This is a genomic window from Pseudotenacibaculum sp. MALMAid0570 (assembly GCF_040151415.1).
In the GTDB taxonomy this organism is placed as follows: domain Bacteria; phylum Bacteroidota; class Bacteroidia; order Flavobacteriales; family Flavobacteriaceae; genus Polaribacter.
The window spans coordinates 20,427-42,596 of record NZ_JBDKWF010000047.1; the positions used below are offsets into that span (position 1 = coordinate 20,427).

Sequence of the window (22,170 nt, forward strand, 5' to 3'; positions counted from 1 at the left end):
TCATGAAGAAAAACAATAACATATCTGATGCTGCTTTGATAGAGAGTTATCAATCGGGAAATAAAAAAGCACTCTCGTTACTTGTAGAAAGATGGCACACTAGTTTTTGTAGACTTTCATTTTTTTATGTTAAGGATGCCGATGTCGCTAAAGATATTGCTCAAGAATGTTGGTCTACAATTATCAGAAAAATAAATACAATTCAAGAACCTGAAAAGTTTAAGAGTTGGGCAATAAGCTTGGTGAATAGAAGATCTATTGATTGGATAAGGGCAAATAATAGAGAAAGAAATAAGTTATATGAATTTCATAAAGAGAATCAAGTAAATAGTGTTAATGAAGAAACAACTCAAAAGGAAAAACAAAAACTAAAGTTATTACATGCTATTCAATCTCTTACAGTAGATCAGCAATATGTAATCAGATTGTTTTATCTACAAAATTATTCGTTAAAAGAGATAGCTGAGATTGTAGGTATATCGGTTGGAACAGCAAAATCCAGATTGTTTCATGCAAGAGAAAAACTAAAATTAATTGTAAAAAATAAAGACGATGAAAAATAATTTAGAAGAAATCGATCAATTGATCAAAGAGACATTAACAGAACAAGAAACTAAGTTTTACGATAGTTTAGAAGAACAAAATGTATTTCAGATGTTATGGGGAATTTTCTCAGGAAAAAACAAATGGCTGATGATCTTAACTTCCATTATACAAGCTGCTTTCTTTGGGCTTTTTATTTATTGTTTGGTAGAATTTTTACATACCGATGAAACAAACGAATTAATTCAGTGGGGATTGGCAGGAATTGTTTGTATCATGGCATCTTCGATGTTAAAATTATATGCTTGGATGCAGGTTGAAAGGAAAACAATTATTAGAGAAATCAAAAGAATAGAATTGTTATTAAGTTCTATGTCGAGTAAAATCTCTTAAATACATTTTATTGCTCGGTTAATATTTAGTAATTTGCAAGCCCTCAGGGATGATTTCTCTCCCACGCTGCTTTTTCGAGCTTCGCTTTCACTCTCGTGATGTTTTAGCGAACTAGCCTCCGAAAGAATAAAGGTAGAGCAGGAATGGTTATTTTATGAATTAAAAAAGAATTTAAAATGGCTGTTTTAGAGCACATGACTTCGCAACAAGCGATCGATTTAGAAAACAAGTATGGAGCACACAACTATCACCCACTTCCAGTAGTATTGAGTAGAGGAGAAGGTGTGTATGTATGGGATGTAGAAGGAAAAAAATATTATGATTTCCTTTCAGCATACTCAGCGGTAAACCAAGGGCATTGCCATCCTAAGATTGTAGGAGCAATGGTACAACAAGCACAAACATTAACATTAATTTCTAGAGCATTTTATAATGATATGCTTGGGAAATATGAAAAGTTTGCTACAGAGTATTTTGGTTTTGATAAGTTATTACCTATGAATACTGGAGCAGAAGCTGTAGAAACAGCTTTAAAACTTTGTAGAAAATGGGCGTATGAAGTAAAAGGAATACAAGAAAATGAAGCTGAAATTATTGTTTGTGAAAATAACTTTCACGGAAGAACAACAACAATTATTTCATTTTCAAATGATCCAGTAGCAAGAAAGAATTTTGGTCCTTTCACCAAAGGTTTTATCAAAATAGAGTATGATAATTTAAAGGCCTTAGAAGAAGCTTTAGAAAATAATAAAAATGTTGCTGGTTTCTTGGTAGAGCCCATACAAGGTGAAGCAGGAGTGTACGTTCCTTCAGAAGGATATTTAACTGCTGCAAAAGCTTTATGTGAGAAACACGGAGTTTTGTTCATTGCTGATGAAGTACAAACAGGTATTGCCAGAACAGGTAAATTATTGGCTGTAAATCATGAAGAAGTAAATCCAGATATTTTAATCTTAGGAAAAGCGTTAAGTGGTGGAGCTTATCCTGTTTCAGCTGTTTTAGCAAATGATCACATTATGAATGTAATCAAACCAGGAAATCATGGTTCTACATTTGGAGGAAATCCAATTGCTGCTGCTGTAGCTATAGCAGCTTTAGAAGTTGTAAAAGAAGAATCTTTAGCTGAAAATGCAGATAGATTAGGAGAAATTTTTCGTAGTGAGTTATCTGAGTTTGCTTCTACAAATGACCTTGTGACTTTAGTTAGAGGGAAAGGCTTATTGAATGCCATTTTGATTAATGATACTGAAGATAGTTCTACTGCATGGGATATTTGTATGAAACTAAGAGACAATGGATTGTTGGCAAAACCAACACACGGTAATATTATCCGTTTTGCTCCTCCATTAGTAATGAATGAAGAACAATTGAGAGATTGTATTCGAATTATTAAAGAAACAATTACAAATTTTTAATAAAAATTAGAATCAACTTTATTTTATGGCAATAGATGATATTGGGAGTAACACTCCAAGAGGACTTAGAATTAATGAACATTCAAAATCTTTTTTAAGAGAAACAGCTAAATGGGCAAAATTTTTATCCATTGTTGGATTTGTTGGTATTGGACTTATGGTTCTATTGGCAGTTTTTGGCGAATATCTTTCGTTGTATGCAGCTAATTCTAACACCTTCACTTTTGAAACAGATGGAGGAATAGCTGGAATGGTTGTTGTACTTATCCTAGCAATTATTTATTTCTTTCCAGTCTATTATCTGTACAAATTTGCTAACAATATGAAAGCTGCATTACAATCAGAAGAAGAAGATCAGTTGACTGATGCTTTTGAAATGCTAAAGTCGCATTATAAGTTTATGGGAATACTTACAATCATAATCTTATCCATATACTTATTGCTATTCTTTATTGGATTTATGGCAGCATTATCAGTATAAAAAAAAGAGCCGAAAGGCTCTTTTTTTTATTGAAAGATTTCTTGCATTCGTTCTTGTATTAATTCTGGGTCTTGTAAGCCATCCCATCCAATTATAGAAATTAACCAAATAACAAACGATAAATAAATTAAATTCAGAATTATCCCTATAATTCCAGTAATAATACCAGCACTAGCATTTCCAACTCCGCTATAAACTTCAGGGTTTTCTCTGTAGATTTTCTTGGCTTTACTTCCAAGTATTACTGCAATTATACCTAAAGGTAGTCCTATAACTCCATAGCAGATACAAGTAACGATTGATATAATCCCTAAAACTAAGGCTGCGGTTGAATTGGGTAAAGTAGATCTTTCCATATATTTTGAATTAGTTGATTAAATGATTCATTTTTATAAAATAGCTAATCACAATGATTAGTAAATTTATGATTGCTAATGTAATAATAATTCGTTTCCTGTTTTTAAATTTCAATTTGAAATTGATCAGAATAACCAAAGCAAGCAAAATCAACGTATAAATAGCCGGATACATTTTAAACGCTTCAACAAACTCACCTTTACCTATCAATACCAAAGAACGTTGTATGCCACAACCTAAGCAATCTATACCAAACATTTGTTTGTTAAGACAAGGGAGTAAATAATCTTCTGTTTGTAAAAGCAAAAAAGTCATTATTTAAAAAGATCCATTCCAGGAATATTTGGCATTCCACTTTTTGCAGCAGCAGCCATTTCTTGTTCGTTAATATCATTGGCTCTTTTTAGAGCTTTGTTTAACGTAAGCACTAAATAGTCTTCTAATTCTTCTGCATCAGCAAGTAAACTCTCATCTACTTGAATGCTTTTTATTTCTCTATTGGCAGTTACAGTGACTTTTAATTTCCCACTTGTTTCTTCATCAATTAAAACAGTATCTAGTCGTTTTTTGGTTTCTTCAACTTTTTGTTGCGCTTGTTGCAACTGATTCATCATTCCAGAAATATCTCCAAACATATCGTATCTATTTTTGTCAACATCAAAATTACTCTTTTCTATTGTAAAATATGAAATCAATTAAAAATGAAATAAATCTTTTTACAATCTCTAGGAATTAGTTTTATTTTTGCATCCGCATAAAAAGCATCAGATAAATGAAACTAAGCGCAATTCCTCCTATAGCAGAGAAAAAACCAGAAGAATTAGTAATACATAATCATACTAGAATAGATAACTACTTTTGGATGCGTTTGACTGATGACCAAAAAGATGCAGAAGTTAAAGACAATCAGACCAAGAAGGTTGAGGCTTACTTAAATGAAGAAAACAACTACTTTGATGAAGTAACTGCAAACACAAAAGATTTTCAAGAAGAATTATTCCAAGAAATGAAGGGACGTATCAAAGAAGATGATGAATCTGTTCCTTATTTTAAAAACCAATATTTTTATATTACTCGCTACGAAAAAGGAAAACAATACCCTATTTACTCTCGAAAAAAAGGAAACTTAAATACAAAAGAAGAAATTCTATTTAATGTAAATAATGAAGCTGAAGGATATGAATATTTTCAATTAGGAGGTTTAAACATCAGTAGAGATAACAAATTGGCAGCTTTTGCAACAGATACAGTAAGTAGAAGGCAATACACAATTCAAATTAAGAATATAGAGACTGGTGAAATCTATCCTGAAAAGATTGAAAATACAACAGGAGGTTCGGTTTGGTCTAATGATAATAAAACATTGTATTACACCAAAAAAGATCCAATAACTCTTCGCGGAGAGAAAATATTTAAACATGTTTTAGGAACTAATACTTCAGAAGATATAGAAGTATTTCATGAAAAGGATGAAACCTTCGGGACTTATGTCTACAAGACTAAGTCTGAGGAATATATTGTTATTGGGTCTTATAGTACTGTTTCAAGCGAATTTAGAGTTTTATCTGCCAATAATCCTGATGGAGAATTCAAATTGATTCAAGAAAGAGAAAGAGATTTAGAGTATAGTTTATCGCATTTTGGAGACCATTTTTATATTCAAACCAATAAAGATGGTGCCAAGAACTTCAAACTAATGAAAACCCCAATACATAAAACTACGAAAGAGAATTGGGTAGACGTTATTCCTCACAGAGAAGATACTTTATTGGAAGACATTTCTATCTTTAGAGATTATCTAGTTTTAGAAGAAAGAACCAATGGATTAAATACGATAAGAATCAAACGATGGGACGGGAAAGAAGATTATTATTTACCTTTTGATGAAGAAACATACTCTGTAAGTGTTTATGCTAACCCTGAATTCGATACTGATATTATCCGCTACTCATATAATTCTTTTACAACTCCTAATTCTGTGATTGATTTTAATATGAAAGATCATTCAAAGGATATTAAGAAAGAACAAGACGTTTTAGGAGGGAAATTTGACAAAAATAATTATACAAGCAAAAGAGTTTGGGCTACAGCTAGAGACGGAAAGAAAGTTGCCATCTCACTAGTTTACCATAAAAACACTAAGCTAGGAAAAGATACTCCATTGTTACAATATGCTTATGGATCATACGGATATACAATTTCAGATGGATTTTCTACAACTCGTTTAAGCTTGTTAGATCGTGGATTTGTTTATGCACTTGCTCATATTAGAGGAAGTCAATATTTAGGGCGCGAATGGTATGAAAATGGAAAAATGTTGCATAAAAAAAATACATTTTATGATTTTATAGATTGTTCTAAATATTTGATTGAGAATAACTATACTTCAGCAAATCATTTATATGCCATGGGAGGTTCTGCAGGAGGTTTGTTGATGGGAGCAATCGTGAATATGGCATCAGAGTTATACAACGGAATTGTTGCTGCTGTTCCTTTTGTAGATGTTGTTTCTACCATGTTAGACGAAACAATTCCGCTTACCACAGGAGAATTTGACGAATGGGGAAATCCTAAGAATAAAGAGTATTACGATTATATTTTATCTTATTCACCTTACGATCAAGTAGAAGCCAAGGAATATCCTAATATGTTAGTTACTACTGGTTATTTTGATAGTCAAGTACAATACTGGGAACCTGCAAAATGGGTTGCTAAACTTAGAGAACTAAAAACAGATACTAATATTTTGTTGATGCATACTAATATGGATACCGGTCATGGTGGTGCTTCAGGTAGGTTTGATGCATTAAAAGAAACAGCTAGAGATTACACCTTTTTCTTAGCTTTAGAAAATAAATTAGAAAAATAGACTAGTTTTGCAGGCGGTACAAACAGAATTATCAAAAGATTTAGATAAAACAAGAGGAATGAATAGAGATTTAGGTGTGTATAAAAATTTGTTGGAATTGGTTGGAAAAACTCCAATGGTTCGCCTAAATCGTATTACTAAAAACATTCCAGGTACTTTTTTTGCTAAACTAGAAATGTTCAATCCTGGACATTCTGCAAAAGACAGAATAGCATTACACATTGTTGAAAATGCAGAGAAAAAAGGAATCTTAAAACCGGGAAGCACTATTGTAGAGACTACTTCCGGAAATACTGGTTTTTCCTTAGCTATGATTGCCATGGTTAAAGGATACCAATGTAAGTTAGCTGTAAGCGATAAATCATCAGTTGATAAGATTGATGGATTGAGAGCTATGGGAGCTGAAGTATTTGTATGCCCTGCAAATGTTCCTGCCGATGATCCAAGATCTTACTATGAAGTTGCTAAAAGAATTCATAAAGAAACTCCAAATTCTATCTATATCAATCAATACTTTAATGAATTAAATATTGAAGCTCATTATGCTACTACAGGACCAGAAATTTGGGAACAAACAGAAGGAAAAATAACTCATTTAGTTGTTGCTAGTGGTACCGGAGGTACTATCTCTGGATCTGCACAATATTTAAAAGAACAAAACCCGAATGTTAAGATTTTAGGAGTAGATGCGGTGGGTTCTGTATTAAAAAAATATCACGAAACAGGTGAGTTTGATGAGAATGAAATCAAACCATATAAGATAGAAGGATTAGGAAAGAACTTAATACCAACTTCTACAGACTTTTCTGTTATAGATATTTACGAGAAAGTTAGCGATAAAGATGCTGCTTACAAAGCCAGAGAGATTATTAAGGAAGAAGGAATTTTCCCAGGATATACTTGTGGGGCTGTTATGCAAGCTACCGAACAGTATGCAGAAAAAGGGATGTTTTATGATGATAGTGTTGTAGTTCTTATTTTTCCTGATCATGGTTCTCGTTATATGAACAAAATTTATAACGATACTTGGATGGAAGAACAAGGCTTTTATGACGAGCAACTTCCTCAAAATAAACCTACAAACTATATTAAATAGTTAAATCGAAATCGTTTTAGAGTTATAATTTGTTGATAATCAACACTTCTTTTTATTTGATTAACTCCTAAAAATTCGGTTACTTTGCACCCGCTAAGATAATTAGCAAAGAAAACATTTAGAGCATGACGAAAGATTTATTTGAAAGAATTAGAGAAGAAAAAGGACCTATAGGAAGTTGGGCAGATAAAGCAGAAGGATATTATGTATTTCCAAAATTAGAAGGACCTATTTCTAATCGAATGTTTTTCAATGGAAAAAAAGTAATTACCTGGAGTGTTAATGACTATTTGGGGTTAGCAAATCACCCAGATGTTTTAAAAGCAGATGGTGAAGCAGCTACAGAACACGGAATGGCATATCCAATGGGAGCCAGAATGATGTCAGGTCATACAAAATATCATGAGCAATTAGAGCAAGAATGCGCCGAATTTGTTGGTAAAGAAGCTTCATACTTAGTAAACTTTGGTTACCAAGGAATGGTTTCAGCAATTGATGCACTTGTAGGTAAGAACGATATTATAGTATATGATGTAGATACTCATGCTTGTATTATAGATGGAGTTCGTTTGCATCCAGGAAAACGTTTTGTTTACAAACACAATGATATAGAAAGCTTTGAGAAAAACATGAAGCGTGCTGTGAAAATGGCTGAGAAAACTGGAGGAGGAATTCTGGCAATTTCTGAGGGAGTTTTTGGAATGCGAGGAGAACAAGGTCGTTTAAAAGAAATCATTGAGTTAAAAAAGAAATACAATTTCCGCTTTTTAGTAGATGATGCTCATGGTTTTGGAACTCTTGGAGAAGGAGGGAGAGGAACTGGATATGAACAAGGAGTTCAAGATGGAATTGATGTGTATTTTGCAACTTTTGCAAAATCAATGGCTGGAATAGGAGCTTTCTTCGCGGGAGACAAAGACATTGTTCAGTATTTACAGTACAATATGCGTTCTCAAATGTTTGCAAAATCTTTACCAATGCCAATGGTAAAAGGAGCATTGAAACGTTTGGATATGATTCGTACTATGCCTGAGTTGAAAGACAAATTGTGGGAGAATACTAATGCATTACAATCTGGTTTGAGAAATGCTGGTTTTGATTTGGGAACTACTCAAACATGTATTACACCGGTATATTTAAAAGGAGATGTGCCAGAAGCGATGGCTTTAGTACAAGATTTACGTGAAAACCATGGAGTTTTCTGTTCTATAGTAGTATATCCTGTAATTCCTAAAGGTTTGATTATTTTACGATTGATACCTACAACTACTCATACGCAAGAAGATATTGATGAAACTATTGCCGCTTTTACTGCAATTAGGAGTAAATTAGAAAGTGGAGCTTATAAGCATGTAGATGCTTCTATATAAGTAAATAGAAATAAGTATAAAATATAAAAACCGAGCCAATTCAGCTCGGTTTTTTGTTTTCATTAAATGCTAATATTAAGCAGGATTCCACCTACAAACAGCTTCTCTACACATTTTACCGTATCGGACGCAACTGCCCCCAAAATAGCATCTGATAAAACCTGTTCCGCTAGCGCCTCCGCTTACGTTTCTCTGTTGATTTTTGTTTAGAACTTTTCCTAAATTCAAAATTTTGTTTTTCATTTTTTTAAAATTTGGTTAAACGAATTGCCCAAATTGTTTAGAGACATTTGAACATTCATGTCTTTTCTTGCAAGAGATATATTGCTTATTTTTTAGCAATAACACTAATGTATAGAATAATAAAAACGAAACTGCTACCCAGAAAGGGTAGTTTGAAATAATAGATAAAGCTTTATTGAATAATGGTATAAATTATTCCCATCTAATTTGTTCCAACAATCGGTAAGGGGGAGTCTTTTTGTTAATTATATTCCATTGCATTTGCCCACCTTTACCAAAAGGGTTCTTACCTACAACACCAAATAGCATGCGCTGATTAGGCCCTATTTTTAGTTTTTCTTCATACTGAATTACTGAATCTATAGGTTGTTTTCCGTTTGGACACTTGCAAGTATCCCATGAAGCATTTTGATCCGGACAAGGATTTAAAGCAAAAAGATCTAATGTTTCTTCCTTAGTTAATCCGGCAGCTTTAGCGCTGTAGTTTGTAAACCAACTTCCAGAATAATGTCCTGGTGTATTCGCATGTTCATTCACGCGCCATAAGACAATAGAATCTTTGTAAGTAATTGTTAGAACAGTATCTTGAGGGTTCCAAGAAGTGTAACAGCCATTATTAAATTTTGACCCAATGCTTACCCAAGTACTATCAACAGTGCCAACTGTATTAGCACAAGCAAGTAATTCTTTAACTGTTTTTGGACTATCACAAGGATTTTTCTTTTTTACTTTTTCAGTTTCTTTCTCAGCTTTTTTCTCTGTTTTTTTACAAGCTATGGCTATACATAGGAAAGCTATAATTATAAAAATTGGTTTATTGATTTTCATGATATGATGGTTTTGGCATTCAAGTTAGAATGACCAATTTGTTTTTGTAAGAGTATAAATACCTGTTTTACAGCAAAATAAAACCCATCTAATTTAGATGGGTTTACATATGTATAATTTAAAACTTCTTACTTTCTTCGTCTTCTTCCAAAACCAGAAGATGGATTATTATTACTTCGTCTACTACCTCTATTTCCTTTTCCGTGACTGCTTCTATTTCCGCCACCATCTTTAAAAGGTCTTCTTCCCCGTCTTCTGCCTCCTCCTGTTGGCTTTTCCTTTTTAGTGATTTCAATATTTACATTACGACCATTAAAATCTGGTTGATTTGCTTCAAAAGCAGTTAAGGTTTCATCTTGGAAGTTTTTATCAACTTCGAAAAATGAAAAAGTATCTAATATGTCTATAGCTCCAATGTCTAATGCTTCAGTAATATTTTGTTCGTTAATTAAACCAATTAGTCTAGCTGGATTTAACTTATCCTTACGTCCAAGATTGATAAAGAAACGAGTCATGTTCTCAGAAGAACCCTTTCCGCTACTTTTTCCTGAATCCTTACTCAAATCATTTAAGTCTTGAGCATTTTCATAATAAGATAGGAAAGTGTTGAATTCTAAAGAAACAAATCGTTTAATCAGTTCTTCTCTATCCAAACCAGCTAATTTTTCGTTGATATGAGGCAAAAAGCCTTCAATTTCACTTTCATTTACCTCAATATTTTTTACTCTATCAATTAGATGTAAGATCTGTTTTTGACAAACTTCTTCTCCAGTAGGAATCATTCCTTGCTCAAACTTTTGCTTGATTTTACGTTCTATAGCAGAAATTTTCCCTTTTTCTTTTCGATTAATTAAAACAATAGATATTCCTTGATTTCCTGCTCTACCAGTACGCCCACTTCTATGAGTGTAGTTCTCTGTTTGATCTGGTAATTTATGGTTAATAACGTGTGTTAAGTTATTCACATCCAAACCACGAGCAGCAACATCAGTAGCTACTAACATTTGAATATTCTTCTGACGGAATTTCTCCATCACATTATCTCGTTGAGCCTGAGAAAGATCTCCATGCAAAGAATCTGCATTGTATCCGTCTGCAATTAATTTTGTAGCAATCTCTTGAGTTTCCCTTCGAGTTCTACAAAATATGATTCCATAGATATCTGGATTAATATCTGCAATTCTTTTTAAAGCAGGATATCGAGTTCTTTCAGATACTTGATAATATAAATGTTTAACATTATCGGATCCAGAATTTTTCTCTCCAGAAGTTACTTCTACAGGTCTGGTCATGTAGTTTTTTGCTATCGCCTCAACTTCTCTTGGAAATGTAGCTGAAAATAATAATGTTTGTTTTGTTTCTGGAGTAGACGCTAGCACTTTATCTAATTCGTCTTTGAATCCCATATTTAACATCTCATCAGCTTCATCTAAAACTAACCATTCTACGTTTCCAAGCTTTAAAGCTCTTCTATTGATAAGGTCTACTGTACGTCCTGGTGTACCAACAACAATTTGTGCTCCTTTTTTAAGTTTTCTAATTTGTTCCTCAATATTTGCTCCTCCATAAACTGTTACTACTTTCATATTAGGAATATACTTAGCAAAGTCTTGGATGTTTTTTCCAATCTGAACTGCTAATTCTCTTGTAGGTGAAAGAATAATAGCCTGAGTATTTTTATTATTCTCATCTGCTAATTCTAAAATGGGTAAGCTAAAGGCGGCTGTTTTACCAGTTCCTGTTTGAGCAAAAGCTTTAAGATCATCGGTAGAAGAGATAATCTGAGGAATTGCTTTTTCTTGAATTACTGTAGGTTTTTCGTAACCTAAATCGGTTAATGCTCTATTAATAGGCTCTTTTAAGCCTAATTCTAAAAATGTTGACATACTGTGTTTTTTAGATCCACAGACGCCCACCTGCAAATCCTGATTTATATAACGACTTTGATTTTTAATCTATTGAATCTCAATAGAAAAATCGTGCAAAGGTAGGTTAAATAAAATGGATATTAGAAGAAACGTAGATTAGTTTTTTCTGAGTTTATTGATTTGACTATAAATATTTCTTGAAGAAAGTGCTGCATAACCATTGGTAACAACTCCTTTTTTATTGATTAGAATTGTGCGAGGCATTTTGCTAGTTAAAAACTGATTGGCCGCACTTGTAGAATTCAAGTAATATTGTTTTTTTATATCAATCTTCTTGATGCGCTCTTTACCATCACCATCAATCTTAACACCAATAAACTTAACATCTGGGTATTCTCTTGATAAGAAGTTTACACGAGCAGCTATGTAGTCTTTAGAAACATACTCTGGATTCCAAAAATAAAGAACAACGTTTTTACCTTTGATAAGTGATTTGATAGATCGATCTGTTTTGTTGTAGTCAGTTACTTTAAAGTTTCCTAATTTTTTTCCTTTGTGTATCTTTTTAGAATCGTTTAATAACGATTTAATAAGCTTCTTATCATTATCATCACTACTTAAGCTTAAATAAGTGTCAAAAGCTTCTTTATTTACATTACAGCTAGATTTTCTATAAAAGTGACCTACCATGGTTTGCCTTAAGATAGCATTTCGAGTATTTTCACTTTTAAGTTCATTAGCAATTGTCTTTAATAAACTAACAGTAAACTCATCTGAATGATAATCATGTCCAGCTGTATTTACTTTGTTGTATAAGTGATTGATAACAAAATCTCTATACGCGTAAAAATACATGATAGAATCTCTTTCCAGCGAAATCGAAGCTCTATGAGGATAAAAAGAGGCATTTACTTCATTATGTTTATTATGACTACTCATAGCACTATGTGCCATAGGGTAACTTTCTACTTTTGAATACAAAGGATAGGTTAATGCGATTTTAAGAATATCCTTATAATTATCAGATTCTTCAGGGTTATTATCTTCAAACTCTTTATAGGTAGCAAGTTTGATTTTCTCTATAGAATCTACTTTGTTTCTAAATTTATGAGGAGTTAAATCGTAATATTTGTAAAATAATTTATCTTGTTTTTCTGAATCTAAAAAACAATCTATAAGTAAATTATTACGTTTTGCGCCTTTACCACTAAAAACTAAAGATTCATCAAAATCCCAAGTATTTAATCGTATAAGGAGGCTATCTTTTGGCTGAAGATAGATATATTGGTGTTCATTTCCGTGCTTGAAATAGTATAGACCTTCGCTTAGAGCTTCTACCTGTCCTAGAAAAGTATCATTTTGGTCTAAGAAAAAAGTGTCTAATACAATTTCATTATCATATAAAATTACATGATCAGATTTGGGGTTGATAATCTTACCTCCAAAAAAAGTCATACTTTTTTCAGACGCCTGATTACAGCTTATAAAAGCTGTGATAATAAAAAGTGCTATCAGTTTACTTAATCGTTCTATCATGTTCAGATCAATCTCATTTTCAACAAACAAAAGTACATATCTATAATTCGCTTTGTTGTTAATGGGGTGTTAAAACAGCTTTTTTAACATTGTTGATTTGATAAAAAGCCGAGCTAAAATATGGAATTGAAATTAAAAATGAAAATTTCATGTAATACCTTGTGAAACATCTTGTGTTTTAGGTTTAAATTCCTAAATCAATTTCATACTTTTGCATCGAAATTTAAAAGAGAAAAATCAATGTTATCAGTTTCTAATTTATCTGTTCAGTTTGGAAAACGTGTATTGTTCGATGAAGTAAATACAAAGTTTATACAAGGGAATTGCTACGGAATTATTGGTGCTAACGGTGCAGGAAAATCAACGTTTTTAAAAATCCTTTCTGGTAAAATGGAACCAACTTCTGGTCATGTTCATTTAGAGCCAGGAAAGAGAATGTCTGTTTTGAGTCAGGATCACTTTGCATTTGATGAGCATCCAGTATTAGAAACTGTGGTTATGGGAAATAAAGATTTATTTGCTATTAAATCTGAAATTGATGCTTTGTATGCCGATTATTCTGATGAAAATGCGGAGAAAATAGGGGAGTTACAAGTGAAATTTGAAGAAATGAATGGTTGGAATGCTGATTCTGATGCTGCTGCCATGTTATCAAATCTAGGAATCAAGGAAGATTTACATTATACTTTAATGAGTGAGCTAGACGGAAAACAAAAAGTACGTGTTTTACTAGCACAAGCATTATTTGGCACTCCTGATGTTCTAATTATGGATGAGCCTACCAATGATTTAGATTTTGAAACAATTTCTTGGTTGGAAACTTTTCTAGCGAATTATGACAATACTGTAATTGTTGTTTCTCACGACCGTCACTTTTTAGATGCTGTTTGTACACATATTTCAGATATAGATTTTGGTAAAATCAATCATTATTCAGGGAACTATACATTTTGGTATGAATCTAGTCAGTTAGCAGCTAAACAAAGAGCACAACAAAACAAGAAAGCTGAAGATAAAAAGAAAGAATTAGAAGAATTTATCCGTCGTTTTTCTGCCAACGTAGCAAAATCTAAGCAAGCTACGAGTCGTAAAAAAATGATAGAAAAATTAAATGTAGATGAGATTAAACCTTCTAGTAGACGTTATCCAGCAATTATTTTTAAAGCGGAAAGAGAAGCGGGAGACCAAATTTTAAATGTAGAAGGATTATCTAAATCAAATGATGAAGGAGTATTATTCCAAAATATTGATATCAATTTAAATAGAGGAGATAAAGTTGCTGTTATTTCTAAAAACTCGAAAGCATTAACGGCTTTCTATCAAATTATTGCAGGCAATGAAAGTCCTGATTCTGGAAAATTTAATTGGGGAGTAACTACTACACAATCTTATTTACCACTGGATAATTCTGAATATTTTCAAGATGGAAGTTTGAACTTGGTTGACTGGCTACGTCAGTATGCACAAACTGAAGAGGAGAGAGAAGAAGTATTTTTAAGAGGGTTCTTAGGGAAGATGATCTTTTCTGGAGAGGAAGCTCTTAAGAAAAGCAATGTCTTATCTGGAGGAGAAAAAGTACGTTGTATGTTATCTAAAATGATGATGAAGAGAGCTAATATCTTATTGTTAGATGAACCTACAAACCACTTAGACTTAGAATCTATTCAGGCTTTGAATAACTCTTTGATTAATTTCAAAGGAACAGTACTATTTTCTACTCATGATCATGAGTTTGCACAAACTGTAGCCAATAGAATTATAGAGTTAACTCCCAATGGAATTATAGATAGATATTCAACTTTTGATGATTACCTAGGTGATTCGAAAGTAAAAGAATTGAGAACAAAAATGTACGTATAATTAAAAGGGAAGCTAAATAGCTTCCCTTTTAATTTTTAATGATGCTGTAACGGACTGATAATTTTTACATCGCTAAAGGAAATAGCTCCTCTTATGACACCATCAATAGTGTTTTTTAATGCATCTATCAACTGCATTTTAAGCTGAGATTTGTGGAAAATCAAACTCACCTCTCTGGCTGGAGGAGGAGTTGTAAATTCTCTTAAGTGCTTTTTATCTGTTTCGTTTAAATCTAAAGTGTGTAAGTAGGGAAGGAGTGTCATTCCTAAACCTTCTTTAGAAAGTTTCACCAGAGTGTCAAAACTTCCGCTTTCTAATTGAAACCCTTTTTTATTGTCGGTTCTATAAGTTCTGCAAAGGTTAATTACACTATCTTTAAAGCAATGTCCGTCTTCTAAAAGTAATATATCATCCATTTCTAATTCATCTACCTCTATAAGTTTTTGATTAAACAAACGATGACCTTGTGGAATTAATCCTACAAAAGGTTCGTAGTATAACGGACGTTCTTTAATAGCCTCATTTTCTAAAGGTGTAGCTGCCAATCCAGCATCTATATGACCATCCATTAACTTTCTGATAATTTCTTCAGTGGTTAATTCTTCTATAATTAGTTTCACTTTTGGATATTTCTTAGTGAAATTATGCAAGAACATAGGAAGTAAGGTAGGCATTACAGTAGGAATGATTCCTAACTTAAATTCTCCTCCTATGTAGCCTTTGTGTTGATGGACTATATCTGTAATTCGATTACTTTCATTCACTATAATTTTTGCCTGTTCTACGACTTTTTCTCCTACATCAGTTAATTCGATAGGTTTTTTAGAACGATTAAAAATTTGTACATCTAATTCTTCTTCAAGCTTTTGAATTTGCATACTTAAAGTAGGTTGAGTAACAAAACTGTGTTCTGCTGCAACTGTGAAATTTTGATACTCAGCTACAGAGAGAACATATTTTAATTGAGTGATTGTCATCTATAAAAATTTTTGATAAAGATATTAAAACTATCAATAAAAACTATAGTTATTTAAAATTTTTTGGAAGTAATTTTGAGGTATCAAAAATGAAAAAAATGAATACTACAATTTTAGGATTAGATAAAAAACAAACAGAGGAATTAACAAAAGAATTAAATGTTTTATTGGCAAATTTTCAAACTTATTACCAGAGTTTACGTGGATTGCATTGGAATATTAAAGGGAAAAACTTTTTTGAACTGCATTTAAAATTTGAAGAATTATATACTGATGCTCAAGAGAAAGTTGATATGATTGCGGAGCGTATTTTAACATTGCAAGCAACTCCCTTGCATACTTTTTCAGATTACACTTCAATAGCTAAAGTACCAGTGGCTCATAACATATCTAATGATGAGGAATCAGTTAAATTGATAGTGAATTCATTATCAGAATTACTGAAAATAGAAAGAAACATTTTAGAGCTTTCTGATAATGCAGAAGACGAAGGAACAAATTCTATGATGAGCGATTTTATTTCTGAACAAGAAAAAACAATGTGGATGATGAACGCTTGGTTGGGATAAATTTGAATATGAGTGCTTAGGTAGTTAGTTTGAACTCATTACTTAGGCACTTAGTATTTCTATAAATTCCAGAACTCTCTTTTCTTGTTTAACTCTTCTTCCTGTTTTGCATATTCTTCAGGAGATATAACCTTTAAAAAAGAAGGGTGCTGTTCTATGGCATATTCAATTTTTGTTACAATATCATCAATAGATTCGTTTTCGTAATCAATTTCCATTGGTGGTTTTATAACCATAGATTGTAAGACATTCCTCTTTTTAATCATCAGCCCTTTTTTATCAAAAGAACGTCTAAAACCATCAATAACAATAGGGATTACAGTTGGTTTGTAAGTTTTTATAATATGAGCAGTTCCTCTTCTAATAGGTTTAAATGGAGTAGTGGTTCCTTGTGGAAACGTTATAACCCAACCATCATCTAAAGCCTTGCTAATATTTGTAATATCAGACATTTTTACTTGTCTGTTTACGTTTTTACCAGCACTTCGCCATGTTCTATCAATTGAAATAGATCCAGTGTATGCAAATACCTTAGGTAAAAATCCAGATCTCATTGTTTCACCTGCAGCCACATAATAGATATTCAATTTTGGATTCCAGATATACCCAACATTTTTGATATTATCATTTCTTCCTTTCAATGCAGCATTGAAAACATGAAGCATAGCGGCTACGTCAGCAAAATAAGTTTGGTGATTGGAAATAAAAAGCACATTATTTTCTGGGAGTTGTCTTATAATTTCTGATCCTTCAATCTGAAGTCGGTTGAAGCTTCTGTATCTACCGTGAGAAACTACTCCTAGTATCCTAATGAGCCATTTTTTTATCCATAGATAATGTCCAAAAGGATTCCTTTTGAATAGTGGCATTTACTTGGTTTTTTAATAGTCGTGTGCTAAAATACAAAAGTATTCCTAAGAGAACATTATTTTAGTATTTCTTTAATTTCACTTAGCATCATTCCTGTTGCTCCCCAAACAATATAATCATTGAGTTTGAAACAAGGAACATCAACATTTTTCATATAAGAAGTATTCATTTTAATACTATCAATATTAGAATCGTCTAATAAATCACTTACCAAGACTTCTATAGTGGAAGCTACTTCTTGATTGATAATAAAGTTTGGCCTATAGTCTGTATATCCAATAAAAGGAGTTGCTAAGAAATTACTTGGAGGGATATAAACATCGGTTATTTCTCTAATAATATTAATGTCATCTTTGATAATACCAACTTCTTCATTAGCCTCTCTAATAGCTGTATCTACAAGCAAAATATCTCGCTCTTCAATTTTACCTCCAGGAAAACTAATTTGTGCTGAATGTGTTCCTTTATAACTAGCTCTTTGTGTTAACAGAAAGGTAGCTTCTTCATCTTGATTTGGATAAAACAATGCTAAAACAGCTGCTCTTTTGGGATTATTAGCTTCTATTTTCTCAGCATCGTATTTCAATCTTAGTTTTGGAGCTAATTTAAATTGAGCTTCTAAACCTCCTAAAGGAATAGATTTAAACTTATGAATATTGTCTAAAAATTCTTGGAATTTCATAGATATTAAGAATCCTTTTTAAAGAAAAAGCCAAGGCCTATGGCTCTCATAAATTTCTTTTCAAATTCCCAGAAGAAACGGAATTGACCAAATAACCAACCAACAATAGGTAAGGTTATCTGATAAATAGGAAAGATTAAAATAATTCTTGCTGGCCAGTAAATCCAACCGCTCACAGATTCTTTTGTTAAGCCAAAGAATTCCGTTACAGGTTCAGCTACCCAAGCTGAAAAGGAACCATTAATAGCAAAAACAATAAAAATTAAAACGATTTGAATATTGGAGGTAATGCCCCAGCGTTGTTTAAGTTTTTCCATTGGAATTGTATTACAGCAAAATTACGACATGAATTGTTCTGAAAAAAATTACTCAACTACAATTTTTTTATTCAAACTTCCTTTCTCAGTTTTAATATTTACAATATAAACTGCTGGTTTTAAATTATCTGATGGAATTTTAATTTCTACTAAAGAATTTACATTTATATCTTCAATAACTTTCTGACCTAGCAAGTTGTAGACCTCAATTTTATTGATAGATAGATTCAAACTTTTCACAACAATTTGCTTTAAAGAAGAATCATTAAAAATACTTATTTCATCAGTTAAACTTTCATTATTGGTGCTTAATGAAGCAGGTATTTTGAAGGTGATAGTAAAACGACTCAAGTAAGTGCCTGCATCTAATGAAAGTTGTTTAGGGGTATCTTGAATTTCATAATACATTCCTTCTTGATAATCTATCAAATATATTTTTTGACCTTCTGGAAAATTTGTTTGCGAATCAACTGAGAATGATACACTACGATTGATATCAAGAAAAACATGTAATGGAATTTCTGCATCATTGGTAAAATCTTCGACACCAATTATTACATAAGGCTCTGATTTATTTTCAACAGTCAATGAGAAATCTGTAGGTTCTCTTCCAAACATTTGTGAATCAAGACCATTTTCAAATCCTCTTGTAGCTCCTACAAATCCAATAGCTAATTGTCTGTGGAATGTTTTTGATGCGTTTACATCAAATTCTAATCCAATTTTTAATACTGGATTTACGTTTTGCGATGCTTCTTGAGTAGTTCTACTAAAGAAAACAGATGTAGCACCTTCAACAACAAAATCTCTTTGTAAATTGTTAAATGTAATTTCAGCACTAGAACCTATAGTCCCTGTTCCTAGTGAGTTGTCTACATCACGAGAAACAAAAAAAGCTTGACCTACAGGAACATATTGACCCGGTGTTTTTCCAGCTCCAAATGGTACACCAGTTATACCATTATAAGTTGCGTAACCTCCATTATAATCTATAACTGCATGAGAAGTTTCTGTTCCAGATTCATAAAAGTACAATGTACCACCAATAGCGTCTGTATTATCAGTAATAAACTGGTTGGCATCTAAAGCAGAAGGGTAAGGATTTCCTATTAAATAAAGACGAACATCATCAATTGTTAGGGAATAATCTCCATCATTTGGAGAACCAACAAAAGAATAATTTTGTGTAGAACTTCCATCTATTCCACCTGTTCCTTTCATATTATATCCTTCTCCAGGATTAAAGGTTTCTCCAGAAGAACTTACAGGAAATGTCCAGTTAGTATCATTAGCAAATTTTGCTAACCAACGACCGCTAATCGTAATTGGTACGGTTGTTCCATCTCCATCAAGAGTATGAATATCTGTAAATGTAATGTCTTGTGGAGTAGAAGTGGTTCCATCTTTCATGGTTCCACCTATTGTAAACGTTGAACCGTTGGTTGTAACAGGAGAAGTCCAATAACCAGATTGATATATATTTGTTGTTGCACTAGTTTGATCTATAGTTAGGTTTCCAGAACCTTGAACATTTTTAGTTCCAGAATGTGTCTGCAATAATTGGGCATCTCCTTCTAAACGGATATTACCAATGACTTCAACTGCACCAGTAACAGATAGTTGTATTCCGTCAGCAACAGTTAAGGTTTGTCCTGTTGCAATATTAATACAAGCACAACTTACATCTGCAGTAATCGTTACATCCCCTTGTACGCTAACACCAGAGGCTGTATCTGTATTATCTGGGGCGCCACCTGGTCCGCTACCACCAGACCAAGAAGAAGTATATACAATATCTTGAGGACAGTCACTAAAATCAATGCCCATTACATTAGTATGACCTACAGCTAATGTTACATCTGCTGCGTTTGAAGAAGTAAAAGCAGCATTGGTAAAAGTAAATACCAAATTCGCAATATCATCAACATCTAAGTGATTTTCAGCATTTCCAGTAAAACTTAATGTTGCAACTGTGTCACCTCCGCTTAAAGTAAAGACAGGAGTTAAACCTGTAGGTATGTTAGCAATTGTAAATTCGGTTGTGATATCTAATAAATCATCAGCATCCACGTCAGCGAAAGTATCTCCAGTGAGTGTAATAACGAGAGGGTCTGTACCATCAATAGTTCCATCATTAGCAGTCGCCTCAATAAGGTTTCCTTTGGTTTGATATTGATTCATATCATCTCCATTTGTACCAACTATAAAGAACTTGGATCCATCACCATTAAAAGCAACATCGGTAATCGTAGTTTCTTCAGAAGCTACACTATAGGTAGCTGTATTGGTAATAGTACCAGTTGATAGATCAAAATTTACTGATAAAGAAATCTCATTAATGTCATTCCCTGTATTTCCTGCAATGAAAAGTTTAGAACCATCATTATTAAAAGCCATTCCTAATGGAGCAGAATCAATCACTAAACCAGAAACATCATTTAGCGGAAAAGCAATGTCTAGATTTGCTGCAGTTGCATCTGCAATATCGTAGGCTGGAGATAAAGAATATTGGTTTAAATCATTTCCTGTATTTCCTAAAACATATAATTTGGTTCCATCGTTATTAAAAAATATATCAGAAGGATTGTTATCTTCTGCTGAAATACTAAAAGGACTGCCAGTTGTTGTGGTAATTGTTGACGATAAATCATAAGCAGATGATAAATCGTACCCATTAATTTCATCACCGTTATTTCCTATGATATATAATGTTGTTCCAGTATTGTTAAAAGCTAAGCCTTTTATTCCTGTTTCTTCAGAAGCTACATATAAACCTGTTGTATATCTTCCTGTAGTAATATCATAAGGTGTAGATAAAGCTATTTCAGAAACAGCATTTAATTGATCTCCAGCAACAAAGAGCTTCGTTCCATCATTATTAAAAGCCATTCCGTGAGGAGCAATTTCAACAGTTGGAAAACCATTCGCTTCAATAAAAGTAATGGTTGAACTAAAATCATAAGCAGTGGATAGAGAATATTCTTTAATCTCATCATCAGATGACCCAGCAACATAAAATGTTGTCCCATCATCATTTAATAAGATTGCTTGAGGAGTATTGTCTGGAGATCCAGGAAGTGAATTTACAGAAGAAGTTCCTACAGAAGAAAGATCGTATGCAATAGACAAAGGAAATGTATTTACATCATCACCCGAATTTCCAATCACATATAATTCAGTTCCATCATTATTAAAAGCTATTCCCCTAACATTATTTTCTCCTGTAATAGGCATATTATTCACAACAGCTCCAGCAGTAGAAACATCGTAATTTGTAGACAAATCAAATTCAAAAACATCATCACTTCTTCTATCGGCAACATATAATTTTGAACCATCATTATTAAAGGCCATTCCAGTTAAAAGGTCACCATTGGTTGCTCCAAGTAAATTTTCAATAGCAGTTCGGGCATCAAAAACATCTGTAAAAGTAGCTGTTGATACATCCCATGCTGTAGATAAAGAATATTCTGTGATGTCATCACCGGAATTACCTACAATATACATTCTAGTACCAACATCGTTAAAGGCAACATCTTGTGGAACACTTTCTTCGGCATTAACTCTAAAATAAGCTTCAATAGTCCCTCTGGTAGTAAAATCGTAAGCTGTACTTAATGCATATTGTACAACAATATCTCCAGCAGCACCAACCATGTAAAATTTATTACCACTATCCCCAAATACCATTCCCGTAGGAGTTCTTTCAATAGAAGGTATTATATAGTTATTAAGATGAGTAGGAGATGTTATATTATAAGAATTAGGGCCTGAATAACTCAAGCTTTGAGCATTAATGTTAATGACAGCGAATAGAAACACTATCATAGCAATTAAGAAACTCTTTGATTTGTTTACCATAGATTATTTTTTTGGAGGGGAACCTATGTTATAGA

At 32.6% G+C, this 22,170-nt stretch carries 21 protein-coding genes; 9 read left to right on the forward strand and 12 right to left on the reverse strand.

Annotated features, from left to right (window positions below; genetic code table 11):
- The first annotated feature begins 2 nt into the window (after positions 1-2).
- The 4 genes from AAON49_RS06520 to AAON49_RS06535 all read left to right on the forward strand — a co-directional run bounded on the left by AAON49_RS06520 (position 3) and on the right by AAON49_RS06535 (position 2,832).
- The gene (locus AAON49_RS06520) at positions 3-563 is read left to right on the forward strand and encodes an RNA polymerase sigma factor (protein WP_349553528.1); all 561 of its coding nucleotides are present in this window, start codon (positions 3-5) and stop codon (positions 561-563) included.
- Entirely contained in the window at positions 553-936 is a 384-nt protein-coding gene (locus tag AAON49_RS06525; RefSeq protein ID WP_349553530.1) for a DUF6768 family protein, read from the forward strand. The genes AAON49_RS06520 and AAON49_RS06525 overlap by 11 nt, the downstream gene beginning before the upstream one ends.
- 176 nt (positions 937-1,112) lie before the next feature.
- Positions 1,113-2,351 carry an ornithine--oxo-acid transaminase gene (gene rocD, locus AAON49_RS06530; RefSeq protein ID WP_349553531.1) on the forward strand — a complete coding sequence of 413 codons (1,239 nt, stop codon included), beginning with the start codon at positions 1,113-1,115 and terminating at the stop codon, positions 2,349-2,351.
- Positions 2,352-2,376: 25 nt separating this feature from the next.
- Positions 2,377-2,832, forward strand: coding sequence for a DUF5362 family protein (locus AAON49_RS06535; protein ID WP_349553533.1), 456 nt, complete (start codon positions 2,377-2,379; stop codon positions 2,830-2,832).
- Between the two features lie 26 nt (positions 2,833-2,858).
- On the opposite strand, the gene AAON49_RS06540 is transcribed toward AAON49_RS06535, so the two are convergent.
- Genes AAON49_RS06540 through AAON49_RS06550 form a run of 3 tightly spaced genes read right to left on the reverse strand, consistent with a single transcriptional unit; the run spans position 2,859 to position 3,824 of the window.
- Positions 2,859-3,188, reverse strand: coding sequence for a CCC motif membrane protein (locus AAON49_RS06540; protein WP_349553534.1), 330 nt, complete (start codon positions 3,186-3,188; stop codon positions 2,859-2,861).
- Between the two features lie 10 nt (positions 3,189-3,198).
- Positions 3,199-3,504, reverse strand: coding sequence for a DUF2752 domain-containing protein (locus AAON49_RS06545; RefSeq protein WP_349553535.1), 306 nt, complete (start codon positions 3,502-3,504; stop codon positions 3,199-3,201).
- Positions 3,504-3,824 carry a YbaB/EbfC family nucleoid-associated protein gene (locus AAON49_RS06550; protein WP_349554022.1) on the reverse strand — a complete coding sequence of 107 codons (321 nt, stop codon included), beginning with the start codon at positions 3,822-3,824 and terminating at the stop codon, positions 3,504-3,506. The genes AAON49_RS06545 and AAON49_RS06550 overlap by 1 nt, the downstream gene beginning before the upstream one ends.
- A gap of 137 nt (positions 3,825-3,961) precedes the next feature.
- Between AAON49_RS06550 and AAON49_RS06555 the strand changes: the two genes are divergently transcribed.
- From AAON49_RS06555 to capB, 3 genes are all read left to right on the forward strand, one after another.
- Entirely contained in the window at positions 3,962-6,058 is a 2,097-nt protein-coding gene (locus tag AAON49_RS06555; protein ID WP_349553536.1) for a S9 family peptidase, read from the forward strand.
- A 58-nt stretch (positions 6,059-6,116) separates the two neighbouring features.
- Entirely contained in the window at positions 6,117-7,154 is a 1,038-nt protein-coding gene (gene capA / locus AAON49_RS06560; RefSeq protein WP_349553538.1) for a cysteate synthase, read from the forward strand.
- 125 nt (positions 7,155-7,279) lie between these two features.
- Positions 7,280-8,524, forward strand: coding sequence for a cysteate-C-fatty acyltransferase (capB, locus tag AAON49_RS06565; RefSeq protein ID WP_349553539.1), 1,245 nt, complete (start codon positions 7,280-7,282; stop codon positions 8,522-8,524).
- Between the two features lie 75 nt (positions 8,525-8,599).
- On the opposite strand, the gene AAON49_RS06570 is transcribed toward capB, so the two are convergent.
- The 4 genes from AAON49_RS06570 to AAON49_RS06585 form a co-directional block, all read right to left on the reverse strand.
- On the reverse strand, positions 8,600-8,767 hold the full coding sequence (locus AAON49_RS06570; RefSeq protein WP_349553541.1) for a hypothetical protein: 168 nt from the start codon (positions 8,765-8,767) through the stop codon (positions 8,600-8,602).
- Positions 8,768-8,959: 192 nt separating this feature from the next.
- Complete coding sequence (locus AAON49_RS06575) at positions 8,960-9,595, reverse strand: hypothetical protein (RefSeq protein WP_349553542.1); 636 nt, start codon at positions 9,593-9,595, stop codon at positions 8,960-8,962.
- Between the two features lie 128 nt (positions 9,596-9,723).
- Complete coding sequence (locus AAON49_RS06580; RefSeq protein WP_349553544.1) at positions 9,724-11,481, reverse strand: DEAD/DEAH box helicase; 1,758 nt, start codon at positions 11,479-11,481, stop codon at positions 9,724-9,726.
- A 138-nt stretch (positions 11,482-11,619) separates the two neighbouring features.
- Positions 11,620-12,999, reverse strand: a complete 1,380-nt coding sequence (locus AAON49_RS06585; protein WP_349553546.1) for a TlpA family protein disulfide reductase — start codon at positions 12,997-12,999, stop codon at positions 11,620-11,622.
- A 240-nt stretch (positions 13,000-13,239) separates the two neighbouring features.
- On the opposite strand from AAON49_RS06585, the gene AAON49_RS06590 reads away from it, so the two are divergent.
- Positions 13,240-14,859, forward strand: coding sequence for an ABC-F family ATP-binding cassette domain-containing protein (locus AAON49_RS06590; protein ID WP_349553547.1), 1,620 nt, complete (start codon positions 13,240-13,242; stop codon positions 14,857-14,859).
- Positions 14,860-14,894: 35 nt separating this feature from the next.
- On the opposite strand, the gene AAON49_RS06595 is transcribed toward AAON49_RS06590, so the two are convergent.
- On the reverse strand, positions 14,895-15,836 hold the full coding sequence (locus AAON49_RS06595) for a hydrogen peroxide-inducible genes activator (RefSeq protein WP_349553549.1): 942 nt from the start codon (positions 15,834-15,836) through the stop codon (positions 14,895-14,897).
- 98 nt (positions 15,837-15,934) lie between these two features.
- On the opposite strand from AAON49_RS06595, the gene AAON49_RS06600 reads away from it, so the two are divergent.
- On the forward strand, positions 15,935-16,405 hold the full coding sequence (locus AAON49_RS06600) for a Dps family protein (RefSeq protein ID WP_349553551.1): 471 nt from the start codon (positions 15,935-15,937) through the stop codon (positions 16,403-16,405).
- Between the two features lie 59 nt (positions 16,406-16,464).
- On the opposite strand, the gene AAON49_RS06605 is transcribed toward AAON49_RS06600, so the two are convergent.
- The 4 genes from AAON49_RS06605 to AAON49_RS06620 are packed head-to-tail and all read right to left on the reverse strand — an operon-like array spanning position 16,465 to position 22,135.
- Positions 16,465-17,274, reverse strand: a complete 810-nt coding sequence (locus AAON49_RS06605; protein ID WP_349553552.1) for a lysophospholipid acyltransferase family protein — start codon at positions 17,272-17,274, stop codon at positions 16,465-16,467.
- A gap of 56 nt (positions 17,275-17,330) precedes the next feature.
- Positions 17,331-17,957 carry an NUDIX hydrolase gene (locus tag AAON49_RS06610; RefSeq protein ID WP_349553554.1) on the reverse strand — a complete coding sequence of 209 codons (627 nt, stop codon included), beginning with the start codon at positions 17,955-17,957 and terminating at the stop codon, positions 17,331-17,333.
- A 5-nt stretch (positions 17,958-17,962) separates the two neighbouring features.
- On the reverse strand, positions 17,963-18,274 hold the full coding sequence (locus AAON49_RS06615) for a DUF6787 family protein (protein ID WP_349553556.1): 312 nt from the start codon (positions 18,272-18,274) through the stop codon (positions 17,963-17,965).
- 48 nt (positions 18,275-18,322) lie between these two features.
- Positions 18,323-22,135 carry a DUF8693 domain-containing protein gene (locus tag AAON49_RS06620; protein WP_349553557.1) on the reverse strand — a complete coding sequence of 1,271 codons (3,813 nt, stop codon included), beginning with the start codon at positions 22,133-22,135 and terminating at the stop codon, positions 18,323-18,325.
- Positions 22,136-22,170: the final 35 nt, after the last annotated feature.